The organism is Lactiplantibacillus paraxiangfangensis (genome assembly GCF_036246185.1).
Classification (GTDB): Bacteria; Bacillota; Bacilli; order Lactobacillales; family Lactobacillaceae; genus Lactiplantibacillus; species Lactiplantibacillus paraxiangfangensis.
The window spans coordinates 1-21,598 of record NZ_BTPW01000002.1 but is presented as its reverse complement, the minus strand read 5'-3'; the positions used below and the strand labels follow the sequence as shown (position 1 = coordinate 21,598).

General features: G+C 46.5%; 17 protein-coding genes and 1 riboswitch. Of the genes, 14 read left to right on the top strand and 3 right to left on the bottom strand.

Annotation, left to right across the window (positions count from 1 at the left end; translation table 11 throughout):
- The first annotated feature begins 45 nt into the window (after positions 1-45).
- Together AAA939_RS01190 and AAA939_RS01185 are read left to right on the top strand one after the other, a co-directional pair.
- A complete protein-coding gene (locus tag AAA939_RS01190; RefSeq protein ID WP_057706573.1) occupies positions 46-438 on the top strand; it encodes a type II toxin-antitoxin system PemK/MazF family toxin in 393 nt (130 codons plus the stop codon).
- Between the two features lie 187 nt (positions 439-625).
- Positions 626-670, top strand: a riboswitch (PreQ1 riboswitch).
- Between the two features lie 8 nt (positions 671-678).
- On the top strand, positions 679-1,185 hold the full coding sequence (locus tag AAA939_RS01185) for a QueT transporter family protein (protein ID WP_338208158.1): 507 nt from the start codon (positions 679-681) through the stop codon (positions 1,183-1,185).
- 81 nt (positions 1,186-1,266) lie between these two features.
- Here AAA939_RS01185 and cbpA read toward each other — a convergent pair whose 3' ends face one another.
- The 3 genes from cbpA to AAA939_RS01170 all read right to left on the bottom strand — a co-directional run bounded on the left by cbpA (position 1,267) and on the right by AAA939_RS01170 (position 5,075).
- Complete coding sequence (cbpA, locus tag AAA939_RS01180; protein WP_318767160.1) at positions 1,267-1,905, bottom strand: cyclic di-AMP binding protein CbpA; 639 nt, start codon at positions 1,903-1,905, stop codon at positions 1,267-1,269.
- Positions 1,906-2,059: 154 nt separating this feature from the next.
- The gene (locus AAA939_RS01175; protein WP_338208159.1) at positions 2,060-3,454 is read right to left on the bottom strand and encodes a L,D-transpeptidase family protein; all 1,395 of its coding nucleotides are present in this window, start codon (positions 3,452-3,454) and stop codon (positions 2,060-2,062) included.
- Positions 3,455-4,112: 658 nt separating this feature from the next.
- On the bottom strand, positions 4,113-5,075 hold the full coding sequence (locus AAA939_RS01170; RefSeq protein WP_338208160.1) for an L-lactate dehydrogenase: 963 nt from the start codon (positions 5,073-5,075) through the stop codon (positions 4,113-4,115).
- 316 nt (positions 5,076-5,391) lie between these two features.
- Here AAA939_RS01170 and pth point away from each other — a divergent pair, with 316 nt between their 5' ends.
- From pth to lysS, 12 genes are all read left to right on the top strand, one after another.
- Positions 5,392-5,949 carry an aminoacyl-tRNA hydrolase gene (gene pth / locus AAA939_RS01165; RefSeq protein WP_338208161.1) on the top strand — a complete coding sequence of 186 codons (558 nt, stop codon included), beginning with the start codon at positions 5,392-5,394 and terminating at the stop codon, positions 5,947-5,949.
- Between the two features lie 16 nt (positions 5,950-5,965).
- Positions 5,966-9,502: a transcription-repair coupling factor gene (gene mfd / locus AAA939_RS01160; protein ID WP_338208162.1), complete on the top strand. Its 3,537-nt coding sequence runs from the start codon at positions 5,966-5,968 to the stop codon at positions 9,500-9,502.
- Between the two features lie 19 nt (positions 9,503-9,521).
- Positions 9,522-11,126: a polysaccharide biosynthesis protein gene (locus AAA939_RS01155; RefSeq protein WP_338208163.1), complete on the top strand. Its 1,605-nt coding sequence runs from the start codon at positions 9,522-9,524 to the stop codon at positions 11,124-11,126.
- Positions 11,127-11,128: 2 nt separating this feature from the next.
- Positions 11,129-11,410: an RNA-binding S4 domain-containing protein gene (locus AAA939_RS01150; protein WP_338208176.1), complete on the top strand. Its 282-nt coding sequence runs from the start codon at positions 11,129-11,131 to the stop codon at positions 11,408-11,410.
- A gap of 121 nt (positions 11,411-11,531) precedes the next feature.
- Positions 11,532-11,930, top strand: coding sequence for an FtsB family cell division protein (locus AAA939_RS01145; RefSeq protein ID WP_057706581.1), 399 nt, complete (start codon positions 11,532-11,534; stop codon positions 11,928-11,930).
- Positions 11,931-12,054: 124 nt separating this feature from the next.
- The gene (locus AAA939_RS01140) at positions 12,055-12,600 is read left to right on the top strand and encodes a S1 domain-containing RNA-binding protein (protein ID WP_338208164.1); all 546 of its coding nucleotides are present in this window, start codon (positions 12,055-12,057) and stop codon (positions 12,598-12,600) included.
- 504 nt (positions 12,601-13,104) lie between these two features.
- Positions 13,105-14,457, top strand: coding sequence for a tRNA lysidine(34) synthetase TilS (gene tilS / locus AAA939_RS01135; protein ID WP_338208165.1), 1,353 nt, complete (start codon positions 13,105-13,107; stop codon positions 14,455-14,457).
- A 19-nt stretch (positions 14,458-14,476) separates the two neighbouring features.
- A complete protein-coding gene (gene hpt / locus AAA939_RS01130; protein WP_338208166.1) occupies positions 14,477-15,016 on the top strand; it encodes a hypoxanthine phosphoribosyltransferase in 540 nt (179 codons plus the stop codon).
- A 100-nt stretch (positions 15,017-15,116) separates the two neighbouring features.
- A complete protein-coding gene (gene ftsH / locus AAA939_RS01125) occupies positions 15,117-17,345 on the top strand; it encodes an ATP-dependent zinc metalloprotease FtsH (protein ID WP_338208167.1) in 2,229 nt (742 codons plus the stop codon).
- Between the two features lie 95 nt (positions 17,346-17,440).
- A complete protein-coding gene (hslO, locus tag AAA939_RS01120) occupies positions 17,441-18,328 on the top strand; it encodes an Hsp33 family molecular chaperone HslO (protein WP_338208168.1) in 888 nt (295 codons plus the stop codon).
- Position 18,329: 1 nt separating this feature from the next.
- Positions 18,330-19,343 carry a tRNA dihydrouridine synthase DusB gene (gene dusB, locus AAA939_RS01115; RefSeq protein ID WP_338208169.1) on the top strand — a complete coding sequence of 338 codons (1,014 nt, stop codon included), beginning with the start codon at positions 18,330-18,332 and terminating at the stop codon, positions 19,341-19,343.
- Between the two features lie 101 nt (positions 19,344-19,444).
- Positions 19,445-20,947, top strand: a complete 1,503-nt coding sequence (lysS, locus tag AAA939_RS01110) for a lysine--tRNA ligase (protein WP_338208170.1) — start codon at positions 19,445-19,447, stop codon at positions 20,945-20,947.
- Positions 20,948-21,598 lie beyond the last annotated feature (651 nt).

The window sequence follows — 21,598 nt, the reverse complement described above, 5'->3', positions numbered from 1 at the left end:
GTACTGTGAGTAACTATGGGTGTCAGTATAAAGGGAGATGAGGCGATGGCCGCAGCTGATATTAAGCGGGGTGATATTTTCTATGCAGATCTATCACCCGTTGTGGGGTCCGAACAGGGCGGCATGCGTCCGGTGTTAATCGTGCAAAACAACGTGGGGAACCATTATAGCCCAACCGTCATTGTTGCGGCGATTACTGCCAAGGTCCAAAAGGCTAAGATGCCAACACATGTGAACATCAACGCTGCTCATACAGGAATTGAAAAAAATTCAGTGGTACTGCTAGAACAAGTTCGTACCATTGATAAACAGCGGTTGAAGGATCGCGTGACGCACTTAGATGATCAGACGATGCGGCGGGTTGATAACGCGCTACAGATTAGTATTGGACTTGCTGATCGGACAAAACGCCATTCACAACGCACCTTACAACCATAGTTGATTGACGGGAATTAGTCAGTTTACATAATTGACCCAGCGCGGTGCGAATCGTGATGGGTAAGCAATGCAAAAGAACGTGTGCCTTTAGAATAGGGCACACGTTCTTTTTTTACGGCTAGGGAATCTGAAATCAAACTTGCGGACCAGGAGCTCCCGTGCTACGATGAAAACCGTTTTGCATTTTTAATACGTGGTTCGTAACCATCCCACGTAAAAAAACTAGGAGGAATTATTAATATGACTCAATCGAAGATTCGACCGTGGATCATTAACGCCCTGGTGGCTGCGATGTACGTTGTTTTATGTCTCGGCCCGGCGGCGTTCAGTTTAGCTTCGGGTGCGATTCAATTTCGAGTATCTGAAGGCTTGAACCACTTGGCCGTATTTAACCGCAAATATATCTGGGGCATTGTCGCTGGTGTAATTTTATTCGACGCGTTTGGCCCGGGAGCAAGCTTGCTCAATGTCTTGTTTGGCGGTGGCCAGTCCTTACTTGCCTTGCTCGTGTTGACGTGGATTGCGCCTAAGCTGAAAACCGTCTGGCAACGGATGGTCTTAAACGTGTTCTTGTTCACGGTCTCCATGTTCATGATTGCGCTTATGATTACGATGATGAGTAGTGGCGTGGCATTTTGGCCAACCTACTTGACCACGGCGATTTCAGAACTGATCATTATGACGGTGACCGCACCGATTATGTACGGTCTTGACCGGGTACTCCACTTTAGTGATCGCATTAGTTAATCGCAAATTTTAGAAATTAAGTTTAAAAACGGCAGTCCCTCGATGGAAAAAATTCCATTCAAGGGACTGCCGTTTTAACTATTATTCAGCTTGAAGATCTTCAACTTCGATGACTTTAAACTGTTTACGGTTTAAGTTATCCGTAATGCGCTTGAGTTTTTCGGTATCCACGTTTTCTGGTAGGGTGAACAGCGTCCGGTGGCCCAGCGTGCCGTTTTGAACGTCAAGGGTCAAACAACCGGCAATCGACGTGTACTTCGTGATGATTTTGGCCATGGCAGCCAAGTCCCCACGTTCACCGATTGAAACGACGGTCAAAACGTAACTGCCGACGTTCACGTTCCAAGATTGTGACAGCATATCCAGTAAGCGGGTATGGGTCAAAATACCGTAGAAGTAGCCGTGTTCATCTAAGACGGCGATGTAAGGTAAATCTTTAATTGAGAAGAAGACGTTATAGAAGGCTGCGTCGACTTGGATCGTCTTAGTCGCGTTCTTTAACAGTGAAGTTACTGGTAAAGACATGTCGCCACCACGCGACTTATGACGGTAGATGTGCATTTTATAGATGTTACCGCGGAAAATATGGCCGGTTTCATCGAGGATCGGTACACAGCGGAAACCAGAATCTTCGAGAACTTGTAAGGCTTCTTCCAAGGTCGAATCGGCAGTGACCGTAGTTAAACGTTCTTTAGGTTTAACGAGAGTTTTTAATAACATAACGGATGATCCCCCAGATTTATTAGTTTGTTTTAATAAATGATACCATAAAACCCGTCCTAAGTTGTATCAATCCACGTTGATTTGGCGTCGATTGTCAGCAAAAAAGCCAGCCCAATGGACTTGGACTGGCTTTTGTTAAATTAAATTTAAATTAGAAAACAACAACGGGTGTACCAGTTGGCACTGCCGCGAAGACTTTGGCCACGACGGTCGGTGGGGTATTCACACAACCGTGGGAACCATGCGTCTTGTACCAGGTGCCACCGTATTGCTTTTGCCATGGTGAGTCATGAATCCCTTCACCGGTATCGTCAAACGGCATCCAGTAAGAAACTGGTTGGGTGTAGCTGGAACCATCGTCATTGTTGCCTCTCAGCGTGGCGTTGTGTTGCTTACTCCAGACGTCCCAGACCCCGGTAGTTGTTTCGTGCTTGCCAGGTTTCCCAGTAACGACGTCGGTTGAGACTTTCACTTTACCATCAACGTAGACCCACATGTGCTGGTTGACCTTGTCAACTTCGATGTAGGTGTTACCGATGTCGGTCCCTTTTTTGTTATAGCCGGAACCACTAATTATTGGCGAGCGGGTAAAGTCCTTACCCGCAAGGACTTCTTTAGAAAGGGCTTTGGCTTCAGCGGCCGTTTTAATGCTCCAACCGTAGAAACCGCCACTGACTTTGACCGTTCCGCGACTCGTACTCTTAAATGTCCGGGTCGTGTGATAAGTATGGTACTTATTGTTAAGTTGCTTGACGTAACTTTCAACGGCCGTTTGGTTCAACTTGATGTTACCCTGATGGTCAGCTTGAATCCAACTCAGGATAGTGTCATGCGGAATGTTGAATTTATGCCCATTGATATGGTACGTGGCCGTTTCGGTAGCGTATTTTTGCGCTTTACCTTGGGCGGTCTTCAAGCTGGTACTTGTGCTCGTAACCGTGGGAGCCACATAGGCGTCTTTCAGACTAATCTGACTCTTGCCTTCACTCAGTGATTTGGTGACGAGCGTTTTTAGTCGGGCCTGACTTAATTCGGTTCCTTGGACTTCTTTTTGAATGGCAACGGCGTTATTTTTATAAACTAACTTAGCGTTTTCAGTTTTAGTCCGTTTCGTTTGGTTGGCTTTAGACGTAATGTTTTTAAGCAACGTCTGAAGATCAGACTTAGCAATTGTTACGTCACCAACCGTGGTGTCGTCGTCGGCCTGTGCAGAAGCAATCAATGAAACTGGCCAGCGCCAGTAGTTTTGGTGTGAAATTAACTTACTAAGTTCTTGGTTGGTATTAATTGAAATGCCAGCTGATTTACTCGTAAAAGCGTACTGGGTCTGTCCGTTTTCAATGACGTGGTAAGTTCGGTGATCTAAAGCGTGATTCACTTGGGGTGCGGCCTGAGCAGCGGTTTTTCCACTGATGTCAATGCCAGCAACTTCGGTATTTGGTAAAAAGGTATGCTGGTTTTGCCAAATCAGGCTGGTCGCAATATATGCCACGGCGAGGACGCCGAGAATACTGCCACCAATGATGAGCCCGCGTTTGTGCTTCATAATAATGTTGGCCTCCATTTGGTTTGTAATTGGTTTGTAATATTTTCACCTTATAACAGAATCACTAGAAGTGCAAACGCTAAGGCCGGTATAAGAGAGGTGAAACCCCAAATAACACACAAACTACTGGTAAATTTGACATAAATTAATTGATACTACGAGACACAGTCGATTGCGGTTAATAACCGTAGTATGAAACAGTTCTAGTATAACTATTTTGATTTAATGTAGACGGAAACGCGGGCCAATCCATGACTCAAGAATTATGGTTACTAGAGGTTATGGGAGTAAGTGACCTGAGTGAAAAATTAATGGGGTAAGAACTAGAAATTAGAAAGCTTGAGCTTGCCGTTACATCATACAAGGACTGCTTAACTATGCTAAAAACAGCTTACTACCGTTATTGTTATCGAATGCTCGGAGGTTGGCGCTGATAGCATCGGTCGTGAAGGTGGTGTTAGGGCGGTGGGTGTCCGGCCTTAAACCACGGACGGTCTGAAACAGTTGCGTTCTTTGCAACTGTTCCAGGCGAGGGGCAAGACCGCTCCTTGGCTTGGCCCGGTCCCACGACCGCATGCTATCAGCGACGACCGGATTAGGTTTTTCTTGTTAACTAAAAAAGAACCCGGCGCAATGCCGAGTTCCCTGTAATTTAAAACTATTTACTTTCGAGTGCAGCTAAGCCGTCCGTCAAAACCTTCTTCAAGGTTGCAGCGGAGTCTTGCATTTTCTTTAATTCATCAGCTGAAAGTGGTGATTCGATGATCTTCTTTAGACCAGTGGCACCAATAACGGCCGGTGTACCGATGTAAATATCGTTTAAACCATATTGGCCGTCCATGTAGGCACCAACTGGTAAAATGGCATTTTCATCACGAAGGATGGCTTTCGAAATCCGCATCAACGCGGTCCCGATTCCGTAGAAGGTTGCGCCTTTTAAGTTGATGATGTCGTAAGCTTTGTTACGGACGCCATCTTCTAATTTGGCTAAGTCTTCATCGGAAACGCCTTGTTCCTTGGCGATGTCTCTAACTGGGCGGGTCCCGATCGTTGCAGTTGAGTAAGCTGCAAATTCGGAGTCACCGTGTTCACCCATGATGTAGGCATCAACGGAACGAGGATCAACGTCGAATTGTTTACCTAAAGCAACCCGGAGACGTGATGAGTCTAAGGAAGTCCCGGAACCAATAACGCGGTCCTTAGGGAATCCAGAGAATTTCCAAGTAGCGTAAGTCAAAATGTCAACTGGGTTAGCGGCAACTAAGAAGATCCCGTCGAAACCGGAGTCAACAACTGGTTTTACAATTGAGGACAGAATGTTTAAGTTCTTGTTAACTAAATCCAAACGTGATTCCCCTGGTTTTTGTGGTGCACCAGCGGTAATCACAACTAGGTCGGCGTCTTTGCAATCTGCATATTCACCGGAGTAGATTTTCTTGGGAGCGGTGAAAGCCTGGGCGTCTTCAAGGTCAAGGGCGTCACCCTTGGTACGATCCTTGACGACATCGACAATTACAAATTCTTCAGCAATTCCTTGTTGTGCCATGGCAAAAGCGTAACTGGAACCAACGGCGCCATCGCCGACTAACACAACTTTTTGATGATTTGGCATGCTTGACAAAATAAGTCATCCTCTCGTAATAAAAATTTGGTTTTTACGATTAGATTATACCATGTTTAACAATCACAAGTCTCTAATTTCGGTACACTTTTAATGAAAATGTTAGCGTTTGCAAAGCGCACGTTTGACGGGCGTTCACTAATTGATTGTGTTATACTAATTGCACTAAATGGCCCCTATGAAAACAACCGTGAGTTTAGGTGGTCATCACGCATAATATTGAGTTGAAATAAGTAGCAGGCAGGTCGCCGAATCAGGGTAAGTCCCGATTCGGCCTGTTTGGTATGTCAAAAGATAACGGGAGTTTTATATAAGTATGAAAATGATCGTAGGATTAGGCAATATTGGTAGTAAGTATGCAAAGACGCGGCATAACGTAGGTTTCATGATAGTCGATGATTTAGCGCAGCGGCTCAATGCGGAATTCCAGACGAGCAAGTTTGAAGCTGAAGTGGCGACCGTCTTTAAAGATGGTGAAAAACTCATGCTGGTCAAACCGTCCACGTATATGAACGAATCTGGACGAGCAGTGGGACCGTTGATGAGTTATTACAACGTCGCACCGGCAGATCTATTGGTCATCCATGATGATTTGGATTTACCCTTAGGCAAGGTTCGTTTGAAGCAAAAGGGCTCGGCTGGTGGTCATAACGGAATTAAGAGCATTATTAGCCACGTTGGCGACCCCAAGTTTAAACGGGTCAAGGTTGGGATTGATCACCCCGAAAAAATGAGTGTGGTCGATTACGTACTCGGAAAATTTTCACCCGCACAGTTAGCGGACTTTAACGATGCCAAGATTACGGCGGTGGCCGCCATTGAAGCGTGGTTAACGACGGACGATTTTGCGGCGGTCATGAATCAATATAACTAAACGAGGGGGAAGTCACATGGATATAGAAGCGATTGTTGAGCAAACGCCCGACTTTCAAACAATTTTAGCGGGCATTAGTCCGAAGAGCCGGCAGTTAATAACCGGTTTGAACGGTTCCGCCCGGACGGTTTATTTAAGCGCGTTATTTCATCAATTGACACATTCTTTATTGATCGTGACGGACAACTTGTTTCATGCCAGTCAGATGGTCGATGATTTAATGAGTCTACTGGATGATGACCAAGTCTTCTTGTTCCCAGCCGAGGAAATGATGGCTTCGGAAATTGCCACGAGTTCTCCAGAATACCGGGCACAACGGGTTCAGGCGGTTAACGCGTTATTACGTGATCAGCCGGCCATCGTTGTGACCTCCGTTTCTGGTGCCCGGCGGTTCTTGCCACCGGTCGAGCAATTCAAGGCGGCGCGGTTACCGTTAAAAATCGGCGATGACCTTGATCTAACTCAGGTTCAAGTTCAGTTGCACGATATGGGTTACGTTAAGGAACAGTTGGTTGCCCGTCCCGGGGATTTTGCGATCCGAGGGTCAATTGTGGATATTTATCCGCTGGATGCCGATTATCCCGTCCGGTTGGATTTGTTCGATACGGAAATCGATACGCTGAAGTACTTTGATCCGGCAACGCAGCGTTCGGTTGAGAACTTAGATGACTATACGGTTTTACCGGCAACTGATTTTATTTTGACCAATGAAATGCTCCAAGCCGGCGCCAAACGGTTGAAGACCGCGATGGCTGCGGAAAACAAAAAGTTGAAACCCGCAGAACGACAGACGTTAGCAGATAACTTGGCACAACCGTTGTCAGATATGGAAAAGGGCTTGATTGGTAGCGACCTGCTACTGTATGGCGATTATTTGTATGATCGTAAGACGAGTATCTTTGACTACGTTGCTAAGGACGGTGTCGTTGTTTTTGACGAGTACTCCCGAATCTTAGATAGCGAGCAACAGTTACTGACGCAAGAAGCGGATTGGGTCACGGACCAACTGGCCCATCACCGGGTCTTATCGACTGCGAGTTACGGTAACGAAATGCGCGACCTATTGCGTGATGATCAACACGCGCAAGTCTTAGTATCGTTATTTCAAAAGGGTATTGGGAACGTCAAATTAGCGCAAGTGACCAACGTACGGACCCGGCCGATGCAAGAGTTCTTTGGCCAACTGCCAACGCTCAAAACGGAGCTTGACCGGTGGCATAAGCTTAAGCAGACCGTGGTTTTGATGGTTTCGGAAGCGGAACGCTTAACGAAGGTCAGCAACACCCTCGATGATTTTGAAATCAAGGCGCTTATGACTAAGGCGGAGAACCTACAAGCCGGTGTCGTTCAGATCGTCGAAGGCAGTTTGCAAAACGGGTTTGAATTTCCAGACGGGCACTTAGTCGTTATCACTGAGCAAGAGATGTTCAAAAAGGTGGCCAAAAAGCGGCCCCGGCGGCAGACCTTAGCTAACGCGGAACGGCTGAAGAGCTACACCGATTTGAAGCCGGGTGACTTTGTTGTGCACGTGAACCACGGGATTGGGAAGTACGTGGGGATGCAGACGCTCGAAGTCGACGGTGTGCATCAGGATTACATCACGATTGCGTATCAGAACAACGCCAAGATCTTTATTCCGGTCACCCAACTGAACTTAGTTCAAAAATACGTTTCGTCAGAGTCGAAGACGCCCCACATTAACAAATTAGGTGGGACGGAATGGACCAAGGCCAAGCGTAAAGTGGCGGCCAAGATTGAAGATATTGCGGACGAATTAGTTGAGTTATACGCTAAGCGGGAAGCTGAGAAGGGGTACGCATTTCCAAAGGATGACAGTTATCAAGATGATTTTGATAATGAATTTCCATATCCAGAGACCCCGGATCAGATTCGCAGTATTAATGAAATTAAGCATGACATGGAACGTCCAAAGCCGATGGACCGGTTACTAGTTGGTGACGTGGGCTATGGGAAGACCGAAGTTGCGTTACGAGCGGCCTTTAAGGCGATTGAAGCCGGTAAGCAGGTGGCGTTCTTAGTGCCGACAACCATTTTGGCGCAACAACATTACGAAACGATGCTGAATCGGTTTGAAGGGTACCCGGTGAACGTCGGGATGCTCTCACGTTTCCGGACCAATAAAGAAATGAAGGAAACCGTTCAACAATTAAAGGACGGCGAACTGGACATTGTCGTTGGGACGCACCGGCTCCTATCCAAAGACGTCAATTTTGCGGACTTGGGCCTGCTGATTATTGATGAAGAGCAACGTTTCGGGGTCAAACACAAGGAACGCCTAAAATCGTTAAAAGCGAGTGTGGACGTGTTAACGTTGACGGCCACACCAATTCCGCGTACGTTGCACATGTCGATGCTTGGCGTTCGGGATCTGTCGGTGATTGAGACGCCACCGACGAACCGGTACCCAATTCAGACTTACGTCATGGAACAAAACTTTGGCGTGATCAAGGAAGGTATCGAGCGCGAAATGCAGCGAAATGGCCAAGTCTTCTACTTGCATAATCGTGTCCACGATATTGAAAAGGTCGTTGCTCAAATCAAGGACCTGGTTCCAGACGCCGCGGTGGCCCATATCGACGGGCAAATGCCAGAATCGCAACTAGAAGGCATCTTGTACGACTTTATTCGCGGTGAATATGACGTCCTCGTGACGACGACGATTATTGAGACCGGGGTCGATATTCCTAACGTGAATACGTTGTTTGTGGAAAATGCTGACCGGATGGGCTTATCGCAGTTGTACCAATTGCGGGGCCGGATCGGGCGTAGTAGTCGGGTGGCGTATTCCTACTTCACTTATCAACAAAATAAGGTTCTGACCGAAATTGGTGAGAAACGGTTGCAGGCCATCAAGGACTTCACCGAATTGGGGTCCGGTTTCAAGATTGCGATGCGTGATCTCTCCATTCGGGGGGCCGGAAACTTACTAGGTAAACAACAACACGGTTTCATTGACTCCGTCGGGTACGACCTTTATACCCAGATGTTGTCAGAAGCGGTTGCTAAAAAACGTGGCCAGCAAGCGAAGGTCAAAACGGACGCGACGATGGAACTTGGTATCGAAGCGTACTTGCCGACGAGTTACATTGAAGATGAGCGGCAAAAGATTGAAATTTACAAACGGATTCGCCAGTTAGAAAATAATGACCAGTACATGGAAGTTCAAGACGACTTAATGGATCGCTTTGGTGATTATCCAGATGAAGTGGCGAGCCTGCTTGCGGTCGGTAAGCTGAAAATGCTCGCTGATAACGCCTTAATTGAAAAGATTCAACGAACGGATGGCGACTTGCATTTGACCTTGTCCAAACAGGGAACTGCCAAACTAGATACTAAAGATATCTTTAAAGCGTTGGCAAAAATCAAATTACGAGCGACAGTCGGAATCGATGATGATAAAATGAAGGTTAAATTAGTGATTCAACCAAAGATGCAAACTAAAGAATGGTTGAATGATCTGACCCAGTTCGTTCAGCAGTTAGGGGAGATTTTGACCCCCGCTGATACGGCGGTCAGTGCACCGGTCAAGTAATCGGTAGAAGGGATTTGTTATGCCAAAGGATCACCTGAACACGATGTTCCGGGGTGCCCTCATACTCTCGGTTTCGTCATTAGTGGCCAAGATCTTGAGTGCGGTATACCGGATTCCATTACAAAACATGGTGGGAAATACCGGCTTTTACGTTTATCAGCAGATTTATCCGATCTATGGAATCGGGATGACATTTGCGTTAAACGGGTTTCCCAACTTCATTTCAAAGTTAGTCGCAGAGCAGCCCGATGAGACGAGCAAGTCGTTAGTGACGCGGCGCGCGTTTCATATTTTAAGTGGGCTGTCGTTGGTCCTATTTCTGGGATTGCAACTCGGTGCTAATTGGATTGCGATTCGGATGGGTGACATCCGGCTGGCGCCGATTGTCAGTGCGGTTGCCTGGATGTTTATCTTCATGCCGTGGTTGGCTACGGGGCGGGGGTATTATCAAGGCCAGTTCTTGATGGGACCCACCGCAGTCTCACAATTAATTGAGCAAGTTGTCCGGGTCGGTGTGATTATCATGGCCGCGTATTTCAGTATTCACCGTGGCTGGGATGATTACCACATGGGCACGTGGGCAATGAGTTCGGCGGCGTTTGCGGCGATCTGTTCATCGCTGGTTTTTACCAGTTTTGGGCTAAAATACCTGTTGGCGCCCGCGCCACTGGCAACACACCCATTGCCAAGCTACCGCAAATTAACGAAACGCTTCATTATTGAAGGTGGGACGTTATGTCTGGTAGCCGCGGTGGTCATCTTGCTACAATTGGTCGATTCGTTTTCGGTCATGAAGGGATTGATGACTCAGGGACAACTACCTGACGTGGCAAAGTCACTCAAAGGTGTCTACGATCGGGGCCAACCGCTCGTCCAACTAGGTCTGGTGGTGGCAACCTCGTTTTCAGCCACGTTATTGCCAGCGTTAACGAATGCACTGGCCAAACGACAATTAATAGAATTTAAACGGCACACTCAGGCGATGGTCCACGTGAGTTTGGCACTATCGATGGCGGCGACGGTTGGTTTAATCGTCTTGATGCCCGAAATCAACCGGCTATTGTTCGGTTCATTGGAAGGGACGACCGCGTTACGCGTCTACGTGATCAGCATTATTTTTGCCGCGCTGATTACGACCTATACGAGTGTGCTTCAGAGTTTGAACCAGTATTCGGCGATGATTATTGGGATCATTGCTGGTCTGGTCATTAAGTTAACCTTGAATTACACGTTGGTCGTCCGTTACGGGATTAACGGGGCGAGCTTCGTGACGGTGCTTAGTTTGCTGGTGATGTTTATCATCATGTGGCTAGGGTCACCAGATGATTTACAACAAGTGTTATTAGAAAGCGGCTATGTGATCAAGTTACTAGCCATTAGTATTGGGATGGGCATCGTGGTACTGCTTACCAGTCACGAGATTCAAGCCTTAGTTGGACCTGCCATGGCTAATAACCGGGGGACTGCGGGAATCATTACACTAATTGGTGTGGTGGTTGGTGTCGTCGTCTTCGTTGGCGGAGCGGTCGCCGCGCGGTTGTTCTCAATTCGCGAGTGGCTCGTATTGCCATATGGTAAACGCTTGATCAAAGCCGTTGCAAAAGGAAAGGAACATCATTCATGAGTATGCGACTAGATAAATTTTTAAAGGTTTCTCGGATTATTAAGCGGCGTTCCGTCGCAAAGGAAATCGCGGATAAGGGGCGAATTCAGATTAACGGTAAGGTTGCGAAGTCTTCTAGTAACGTTAGTGTCGATGACGAATTAATCATTGGCTTTGGTAATAAAACGTTGACCGTTAAGGTGACCCAGTTGTTAGAAACGACGAAGAAAAACGATGCTGAATTGATGTACGACATTGTTAGCGAAGACTACAAAACGGATTATCGCCAACCTTTTAGCGATTAATTAAAACGCTTTGGTTTATTAAGATGGCCCGAAACATTGATGCTATCATAATGATGTCGTTTACACCGCCGGTTGAAGTTGTTATAATTTAGGCAACCCAATTTGAAAGGACTGCACTAGCATGACGAATGGTTCACGTAATAACGTCAAACAGTTAAATAATGATTATTCGCGGCAAGTTGCAACTGACCATCAGGGACAGAAGCAACGCGTCAGTCAAGTTCGGAAACGACGGTTTGTTTTGATCGTGGCAGTATTTGGTGCGTTGATGTTGTTTTTTGGCTATCAGCTGATCAATACGCGAGTAAGTTTGCATCAGGTGAATCAGCAAGTTGCGACTAGTCAGGTCAAATTGAAGAAAGCACAACAAAAAAACGGCCAGCTAGAAACGGAAATCAAGCAACTCAATAATAAGGATTATTTACAAAAGTTATTGCGTTCAAAGTACGATTACACGAAGAGCGGCGAAACGGTTTATAGCTTACCAAATGACAATGCGTCTGACGTAACTGCTAATTAGACGGGGATACGGTCCGCTTTTTGAAAGTAGACCACTTTTTGCTCGTTGTTCAAATGTTTAACTCGGTATTTCACAAAGTATGCTATACTAAAACCATTATTTCATAGGAGGAACAACTTTTTTTATGGCAATTGAAGTAGGTACGAAAGTCACTGGTAAAGTATCTGGGATCACTAACTTTGGTGCGTTTGTGAATCTGGGTAATAATCAAACGGGACTAGTACACATCAGCGAAGTTTCCGATGGCTTTGTTAAGGATATCCACGATGTTTTGAGTGTTGGCGACGAAGTGACCGTCAAAGTGTTATCCGTTGGGAATGATGGTAAGATCGGATTATCAATCCGTAAAGCGGTCGATCATCCACAGGGTGAACACAGCCACAGCGACCATCATAACGCCCATCAAGGTGGGAACCACCAGGGTAATAATCATGGTCACTCTGATCATAACGAACACCAAAGCAATGGTAACCATCGTGAACGTTCCAACAATTTCCATTCACGGGGCGGTAACGGCGGTGGTCGTTTCCAATCACGTCAACATGAAAATAAGAAGCAAGACTTTGATTCATTGATGTCCGGTTTCTTAAAGGATAGTGAAGACCGGTTGGCAACGTTGAAGCGCAACACTGAAGGCAAACGCGGTGGCCGTGGCGGTCGTCGTAGCTAAAATTCAGTAGCTTGCTGCCATTAATTTAATTTAAATAAAAAAGCACGGACGTGACGCATACGGGTCACGTCCGTATTTTTTTTGAAAAACGACTAAAGATTGAAAAGGTTAAAATTGTTATTAACACCGTAACAATGGCAATAGTCATTGTTAAATTATCCGCTTCGGCGGACAGAACCGATGTGCTATGGGGACGGCCCCAGCCGAAGTGCGGTCTGCGACCTCGATTCAAAGCCGCCAGCCCACGTCTTTGAATCGCCCCGCAACGGTAGTCGACAAAAATCATCGGCTACCGTTGCCGACACAGCACATCAATTCTGTCCGCCTTCGCTAAATTTGTTTACTATTGTTATTATTATCGGATAATCAGTGGCAGCCGGACTAACTCATTTGTATTAGTCTAAATATTGATAATCCTAAAATTAACTTTCAATCTTTAGTTACTGATGAACAATGCTCTTTGCATAAAAGGTTGTGCTTTAAAATTAAGTGAGAGGTGATTTAATGACCCCAGTTCAACAATTTAATCGCCAATTAGCACGTGCGCAGTTACTGAAACCTGATGTGACAGTGGTCGTCGCCGTTTCGACCGGTGTTGACTCGATGGTGCTGCTGACGTTATTGCAACAGCTACCCGCCACACAACGGCCGCAACTCGTGGTCGCACATGTTAACCACCATTTGCGCAAGCAAAGTCAACGGGAAGCGGAATTTTTACGGGCGTATTGTGATCAGCACGAACTCACATTACGGCTAGCAGATTGGTCGGTCACACAACACCCGCTTACCGGGGTCGAGGCAGCGGGGCGCACGTTTCGGTATCATTTTTTTACTGACGTGATGCACGCTACCCATGCGAGTGCGGTACTGACCGCGCACCATGCGAATGATCAAACTGAAACTTATTTAATGAAGTTAGCCCGCGGAGGAGACTTGGCGCAGCTGACGGGGATTAAGGCACAGCGACCATTTGCTTCCGGTCAACTCGTGCGGCCGCTGCTGACGTGGCCTAAACCGTTGATTCATGAATACGCGGCGGCACATCAAGTCACGTTCTTTGAAGATGTGACTAATCAAGACGTGCGGCTGACGCGGAACCGAATCCGGCACCGGGTCGTGCCTGAGCTTTTAGCGGTCAACCCCGAACTGCTAACACACGTTGCGGCGTACGAACGACAGTTGCAGACTTTATTGGAAGCAAAGCAAGCCATGGTGACGCAATTATTACCGACCGTTGTCGGAACGGATAGTCGTTTGAAACTGGCTGCATTTAACCAGGTATTAACACAATGGCAGATTCCCGTTTTGAAAGGTTGGCTCGAACAGCGGACGGGTCAGCTTGTTAGTGAAGATAAGTTAACCCCCGTACGACACTGGATTCAAAATGAAAACCAGCCGACCGGGAAGCGCCAAATAAGTGGGAACATGGACTTGGTGAAAAGGGTTGGTACCATTGATGTTCAACCACATAAAAAAAGGGTTAAAAAGTTAATGCCCGGTGAAAAAACTATGGTAGACTTAAACCAATGGCAGAAAATAACTGCAACTCAAACTGTGGGTTTATTCACGCGGATGACTGAGCAGACGGCCCAGCCCTTGCGATTAACAGATACGGATTGGCCGCTTTACTTTCGACCATGGCAGGCGAGTGACCAGCTCACGCTTCGGGGTGGCGGTCACCAGTCAGTTCGCCGGATTTTAATTAATCAAAAGGTCCCGGCTGGTCAGCGCGATGGAATCCACGTGTTAGTGAACGCACGGGGCGAGGTCTTATGGGTCGTGGGACATAAGTTTACTTATCGTGCCCATGATTTTGGAACACAAACAGTATTTTTAGCCTTAAAACATGAGAGTTGAAAGGAGTACATCTGAAACGATGAACAACGACATTGAACGAGTACTTTATAGTCGCGAGGATATCCATCAGGTTGCACAGAAACTTGGAAAAGAATTAACGACCGCGTATGCCGGCAAGAACCCACTAATTATTTGCGTACTCAAGGGTGCCGTGTTATTCACAACGGATATTATCCGGGAGATGGACATTTATGCGGATCTTGATTTTATCAACCTGTCTAGTTACGGTAATGAGACCATATCAAGTGGTGAAGTTCAGCTAACGAAGGACCTTGATGCGGATGTCACTGGCCGTGATGTGCTAGTCATCGAAGACATTATTGATACTGGTCGGACGCTGAAGTTTTTGGTGGACCTGTTAAAACGACGGGACGTCAACTCTGTAAAGGTCTGCACGCTGTTAGATAAACCAGCAGGGCGCCTCGTGGATATTAAGGCTGATTACATTGGGTTTGAAGTGCCAAACGAGTTTGTCGTCGGCTACGGATTAGACTATGCGGAACGGTATCGTAACTTACCGTATGTCGGAATTCTCAAGCCAAAAATTTATGAGCATTAATAATTGGTCAATGATAGTCAAATGTGCTATTATTTAGACTATCGAAGTAGAGTACCATGCTTTTAATAGTATATAAAAAGTTTCGATGAAGGAGGCACATATGAACAATCGACGCAATGGACTCTTTCGTAATAGCTTATTTTATATTTTGATCTTCTTAAGCTTGATGGGGATTATCTACTTCTTTTTCGGTGGAAATTCCAGCTCACAGACCCAAAATATTCGCTATAGCGAATTTGTCAAACAATTAGACAAGAATAACGTTAAGAACGTTAGCATCCAGCCTAGTGGTGGCGTCTACAAGGTAACCGGTTCATATCGTAAGGCACAAACAACTTCTTCCGCTAACGCGTTAGGGATTAAGAGTGCTTCAACGAAGACCACGTCGTTTTCAACAACTATGTTGGAAAACAATTCGACGGTCGACCGCGTTTCCAAGTTGGCGGCTACACACAACGTTAATTTGACGGCAAAAGCTGAAGAATCTAGCGGAATCTGGGTCACGTTATTAATGTATATCGCGCCATTGATCCTGTTTGTATTCCTATTCTACATGATGATGGGACAAGCCGGTCAGGGTGGCGGTAACAATCGTGTAATGAACTTTGGTAAGACTAAAGCTAAACCAGCCGACAGTAAACAAAACAAAGTTCGTTTCTCAGATGTTGCTGGTGAAGAAGAAGAAAAGCAAGAATTGGTCGAAGTTGTCGAATTCTTGAAAGATCCGCGCAAGTTCGTTTCATTGGGCGCTCGGATCCCATCGGGGGTACTTCTCGAGGGGCCTCCGGGTACTGGTAAAACGTTGCTTGCCAAAGCGGTTGCCGGTGAAGCCGGCGTGCCGTTCTTCTCAATCTCTGGTTCTGACTTCGTCGAAATGTTCGTCGGGGTTGGTGCTAGCCGGGTTCGTGACTTGTTTGAACAAGCTAAGAAGAACGCACCGTCAATCATCTTTATTGATGAAATTGATGCCGTTGGGCGGCAACGTGGTAACGGTATGGGCGGCGGTCATGATGAACGTGAACAAACTTTGAACCAATTATTGGTTGAAATGGATGGTTTCACGGGTAACGAAGGTGTTATCGTCATGGCTGCGACTAACCGTTCTGATGTTTTGGACCCTGCCTTACTTCGTCCAGGTCGTTTTGACCGGAAGATCTTGGTTGGACGTCCTGACGTCAAGGGCCGTGAAGCTATTTTGAAAGTCCATGCTAAGAACAAGCCATTGGCCGCCGATGTTGATTTGAAAGAAATCGCTAAGCAAACGCCTGGGTTTGTGGGTGCCGACCTTGAAAACTTATTGAACGAAGCGGCGTTATTAGCTGCTCGTCGGAATAAGAAACAAGTCGACGCATCTGACTTAGATGAGGCTGAAGACCGGGTTATCGCTGGTCCAGCCAAGCATGATCGCGTGGTAAGCAAGCGGGAACGGGAAACCGTTGCCTACCATGAAGCTGGTCATACGATTGTTGGGTTGGTCTTAAACGATGCACGGGTCGTTCATAAAGTTACAATCGTGCCACGGGGTCGTGCTGGCGGTTACGCCATCATGTTGCCACGTGAAGATCAAATGTTAATGTCCAAACGTGATGCTAAGGAACAGATGGCTGGTTTAATGGGTGGTCGTGCCGCCGAAGAAATTATCTTTGACGCACAATCATCTGGTGCTTCTAATGACTTTGAACAGGCAACGCAAATTGCCCGTGCCATGGTGACCCAATACGGGATGAGTGAAAAACTCGGACCGGTTGAATTAGAAAATGCCAACCAGCAAGCTGCTTACCAACAAGGGATGGGCGCCAACGCCTTTTCACAACACACGGCGCAATTAATTGATGACGAAGTTCGACGGTTAGCTGAAGAAGCGCACCAGACAGCTACGGATATCATTCAATCACACCGTGATCAACATAAGGTGATTGCGGAAGCCCTCTTGAAGTACGAAACCTTGGATGAAAAGCAAATCCTCAGTTTGTTTAAGACTGGTGAAATGCCAATTAAAGATAGTGCAAGCGAATTTCCTAGTGAAAAAGCGGCCACTTTCGAAGAATCCAAGCGTGAACTGGAACGGCGTGAAGCTGAAAAGCAAGCGTCACAATCCAGCGAAGGCACTTCACAGAGTAGCGAAGCAACTTCAGCAGCGTCTGCAGCAAGCAGCGTCTCTGAAGCGCCAACCTTCCCAAGTGAATCACAAGCGACTCCTGAAGCAACTAGTGCACCAAAATCAGCGGATGCTTCCGTTGATGATACGGAAACTGGTTTGCCAGGCGAGGACAGTGCTGAAAGTGCTGCACCAAAGTCTGAAGATAACAATGATAATAGCCAAGCTTAATTAAAATCAAGCTATAAAGGAGCCGGGACTTTGTCTCGGCTCTTTTTATGCGGTATGATATTGCAGAATATTAAATGTGAGATAGGAGTATTTAAATGGCAGATTATTTAGTAAAGAGTGTGGCGGGTAACGAAATGTTTCGGGCATACGCTGTGAACGCAACGGGAATTGTCGCGGAAGCACAACGCCGTCACGATACTTGGAGTGCAGCTTCGGCGGCGCTAGGACGGAGTTTAGTCGGAACGTTGCTACTGGCATCATCCGTATTGAAGGGTGACGAACGGATGACCGTTAAAATTAATGGGAACGGCCCGGTCGGTGGTATCGTGATCGATGGGAACGCCAATGGGACGGTGAAGGGCTATCTACAACACCCCCATATTCACTTACCATTGAATGAAAAACATAAGATCGACGTTAAGGGTGCCGTTGGGACTGACGGCTTTTTATCGGTCACGAAGGATCAGGGTGTCGGTGATCCATTTACCGGGACGGTTGCCTTAGTTTCCGGTGAACTAGGTGAAGACTTTACCTACTACTTGGCACAGTCTGAACAGATTCCGTCGGCCGTGGGGTTATCCGTTTTTGTGAACGATGATAATACGATTGGTGTTGCGGGCGGTTTCCTAGTGCAAGTTTTGCCAAACGCCACTGATGAGGCCATCGATGCTTTGGAAACCAAACTAAAAGACATGCCGTTAGTTTCACAGCTTCTGCGGGAAGGTAAGACACCAGAAGACGTTTTGGACTTGTTATTTGATGGTGACGTGAAAGTTTTGGATAAGATGCCGGTCAAGTTTGAATGTGACTGTTCTAAGGAACGGTTTGCAGAATCACTGATGGCGTTGCCGAAGCACGAAGTTCGTGAAATGATCGATGAGGACCATGGTGCGACGGCCGTTTGCCATTTTTGCGGGAATGAATACCACTTCAGCGAAGCGGAGCTAGAAGCAGTCCTTTCACGCTCAAAGGGTGATGCTTAGTATGACGCTTAACACACCGTGGCAGATTGGAAACGTGACGATTCCGAATCGGTTAGTGGTGGCTCCCATGGCGGGGGTGACTAACGCAGCGTTTCGGGTGATCTGTAAAGATTTTGGCGCAGGACTAGTTGTTTGCGAGATGATCTCAGACCGCGGCATTATGTACCATAATCAAAAGACCTTGGATATGATGTTTGTGGATCCAAAGGAACACCCAATGAGTATTCAAATCTTTGGTGGTTCTAAGGAGACCTTGGTCAACGCGGCAAAGTTTGTCGATCAGCAGACGACGGCGGATATTATTGATATCAATATGGGGTGCCCAGTTAACAAGGTCGTTAAGACGGACGCGGGTGCCAAATGGTTGTTAGACCCAGATAAGGTTTATGAGATGGTGGCAGCCGTTACCGCCGCCGTTCACAAACCAGTGACGGTCAAGATGCGAACGGGTTGGGATGACCAACACGTCTATGCGGTTGAAAATGCGCGGGCTGCTGAACGAGCTGGCGCTGCGGCACTGGCCATGCACGGGCGGACCCGGAAACAGATGTACCGGGGAAATGCCGATTGGGATATCCTGAAGCGGGTGGCTGACGCCCTAACGATCCCATTTATGGGTAATGGGGATGTTCAAACGCCGCAAGATGCCGAAAAGATGTTAACGGAAGTCGGTGCGGATGCCGTTATGATGGGGCGAGCCGTTGAAGGTAACCCGTGGATGTTAAAGCAGACGGCCCATTATTTAGAGACGGGGACATTGTTACCCGCACCAACGCCAATCGAAAAGATGGCGACGGCGCAGGAACATTTGCGTCGGTTAGTCGCCCTGAAAGGTGAACGGGGAGGGGCGCACGAATTTCGTGAACAGGCGCCCTACTACTTGAAGGGGATTCCGCGTTCGGCACGGACGAAGGTTGCTTTGATGGAATCAGAGTCGTCAGCGGAAATGGTGACGATTTTACAGGCGTTTACGGCCCAAACGGAAACTTATTTGGCAACGAAAGCGTTAAAGTGAAGAATTCACTTGCATTTTTGCAACGTGACTGTGAAAATTAACATGTAGTGATTGTTTAGGTGCGGTTTAAATGCACGCTAACTAGAAATGGAGGAACACTAGTGGCACGACAAGAACAGACGATGAACGACCAACTTAAGGTTCGTCGCGATAAGATGAATGAACTGCGTGAAGAGGGGATTGATCCCTTCGGTCACCGGTTTGAACGAACAGATTTGGCTCAGGACCTGCATGATAAATACGGGGACATGGACAAAGACGACTTAGACGCAAAAAAGGTTACCGCAACGATTGCGGGCCGGATGCTTGCTAAACGTGGTAAAGGTAAGGTCGGCTTTGCTGATATTTGGGACCGTTCCGGTAAAATGCAATTGTACGTCAGAAAAGATGTTGTTGGTGAAGACACCTATCACATTTTCAGACGTTCAGATATTGGTGACTTCTTAGGGATTACTGGGGACGTCTTCAAGACGGACTTTGGTGAGTTGACCCTCAAGGTAACTGGTTTGACGTTCTTATCTAAGGCGTTACGGCCATTACCAGACAAGTTCCATGGTCTTCAAAACGTGGAACAAATCTATCGCCAACGTTATTTGGATTTGATTTCTAACCGTGACAGCTTTAACCGGTTCTTGAAGCGGACAAAGATCATTTCAGCCATTCGACACCATTTGGATGGTCAAGGCTTTACTGAAGTTGAAACCCCAATGTTGCATAACCAGGCTGGTGGTGCGGCGGCTCGTCCGTTCGTAACCCATCATAACGCCTTGAATATCGACTTATACTTGCGGATTGCGCTGGAATTACACCTTAAGCGCTTGATTGTCGGCGGGATGGAAAAAGTCTATGAAATTGGTCGGGTTTTCCGGAATGAAGGGATGGACCGTGAACATAACCCTGAATTTACGATGATGGAAACTTACGTGGCTTACTTTGACTTCCACGACGTCATGGACGAAACGGAAGGCATTTTTAAAGCGGCGGCAGAAGCTGTTACTGATGATGGGATTGTGACTTATCACGATCAGAAGGTTGATTTCAACCAACCATTCCACCGGATTCACATGGTAGATGCAATCAAGGAAAAGACTGGAATCGACTTCTGGCAACCAATGTCATTAGAAGATGCACGTAAGTTAGCAGATGAACACCACGTGAAGTACGAAAAGTACTGGAAGGTGGGACACATTATCAATGCGTTCTTCGAAGAATTTGTTGAAGACACGTTGAACGAACCAACTTTCGTTTACGGGCACCCAGTGGAAATTTCCCCATTAGCTAAGAAGAATGAAGAAGACCCTCGGTTTACCGATCGGTTTGAATTATTCATCTTAGGTAACGAATATGCGAACGCCTTTAGCGAACTGAACGATCCAATCGATCAACGGCAACGGTTTGAAGCTCAAGCTGCTGAACGGACTGAAGGAAACGACGAAGCTGAACATATTGATGAAGACTTCGTTGAAGCTTTGGAATACGGTATGCCGCCTACTGGTGGTTTAGGTATCGGGATTGACCGCTTAGTGATGTTAATGACTGATGCGGATTCTATTCGCGACGTGCTCTTGTTCCCAACGATGCGTCCTGAAGAAGATAAAGCATAAATTAATTTAAAGCGACTTCGAGATTAGTGTAAACTAATTTCGGAGTCGCTTTTGCGTTGTAAACCGGCAATGATGGGTGAAAAAATGGGATTTTTAGAAAAAGTTGAAATTATTTTAAAACGAACATTGTTTTCTGATTTGGGAGTTAAAATCAAGAAAAAACGAATTATCATTCTGGAAAAGGGGGCCTGGAAATCAAAATAGCCCATTTTAATTTGGTATATCCGTACATTATAAAAATCGGGAAGCTAACATGGTAATAATTACTGGTTGAAATTACGATTTGGGGCTTGCAATTGGCAGGGATAATTGGTAAATTAGTATACGTTGTTGAGGCGCACAAAGCGGTTAGCCGCTTGGCTTCAACGGAAATCATTTATAAAAAGTTGTTGACAAGTTGCTGATGACTTGATATGATGATTAAGTTGCGTTGAGGTAATCAACTTAACGATTTAGACCTTTGAAAACTGAACAAAGTTTCGACAAATCAAATGTGTAGGGTCTCTTGATCTTGTATCAAGAGCAAAAACATTTGCGAAGTCAATTCGTGAAAACAATTAATAAATTTGAACCAACTTTTTAAATGAGCTTTTTTAGAACTCATCATTAATTTGAGAGTTTGATCCTGGCTCAGGACGAACGCTGGCGGCG

What these genes read in the sequence shown, in the direction of transcription:
- AAA939_RS01190 (WP_057706573.1), top strand. Translation starts at nt 46, where the DNA reads ATGGCCGCAGCTGATATTAAGCGGGGTGATATTTTCTATGCAGATCTA.
- AAA939_RS01185 (WP_338208158.1), top strand. Translation starts at nt 679, where the DNA reads ATGACTCAATCGAAGATTCGACCGTGGATCATTAACGCCCTGGTGGCT.
- cbpA (WP_318767160.1), bottom strand. Translation starts at nt 1,905, where the DNA reads ATGTTATTAAAAACTCTCGTTAAACCTAAAGAACGTTTAACTACGGTC.
- AAA939_RS01175 (WP_338208159.1), bottom strand. Translation starts at nt 3,454, where the DNA reads ATGAAGCACAAACGCGGGCTCATCATTGGTGGCAGTATTCTCGGCGTC.
- pth (WP_338208161.1), top strand. Translation starts at nt 5,392, where the DNA reads ATGAAAATGATCGTAGGATTAGGCAATATTGGTAGTAAGTATGCAAAG.
- mfd (WP_338208162.1), top strand. Translation starts at nt 5,966, where the DNA reads ATGGATATAGAAGCGATTGTTGAGCAAACGCCCGACTTTCAAACAATT.
- AAA939_RS01155 (WP_338208163.1), top strand. Translation starts at nt 9,522, where the DNA reads ATGCCAAAGGATCACCTGAACACGATGTTCCGGGGTGCCCTCATACTC.
- AAA939_RS01150 (WP_338208176.1), top strand. Translation starts at nt 11,129, where the DNA reads ATGCGACTAGATAAATTTTTAAAGGTTTCTCGGATTATTAAGCGGCGT.
- AAA939_RS01145 (WP_057706581.1), top strand. Translation starts at nt 11,532, where the DNA reads ATGACGAATGGTTCACGTAATAACGTCAAACAGTTAAATAATGATTAT.
- AAA939_RS01140 (WP_338208164.1), top strand. Translation starts at nt 12,055, where the DNA reads ATGGCAATTGAAGTAGGTACGAAAGTCACTGGTAAAGTATCTGGGATC.
- tilS (WP_338208165.1), top strand. Translation starts at nt 13,105, where the DNA reads ATGACCCCAGTTCAACAATTTAATCGCCAATTAGCACGTGCGCAGTTA.
- hpt (WP_338208166.1), top strand. Translation starts at nt 14,477, where the DNA reads ATGAACAACGACATTGAACGAGTACTTTATAGTCGCGAGGATATCCAT.
- ftsH (WP_338208167.1), top strand. Translation starts at nt 15,117, where the DNA reads ATGAACAATCGACGCAATGGACTCTTTCGTAATAGCTTATTTTATATT.
- hslO (WP_338208168.1), top strand. Translation starts at nt 17,441, where the DNA reads ATGGCAGATTATTTAGTAAAGAGTGTGGCGGGTAACGAAATGTTTCGG.
- dusB (WP_338208169.1), top strand. Translation starts at nt 18,330, where the DNA reads ATGACGCTTAACACACCGTGGCAGATTGGAAACGTGACGATTCCGAAT.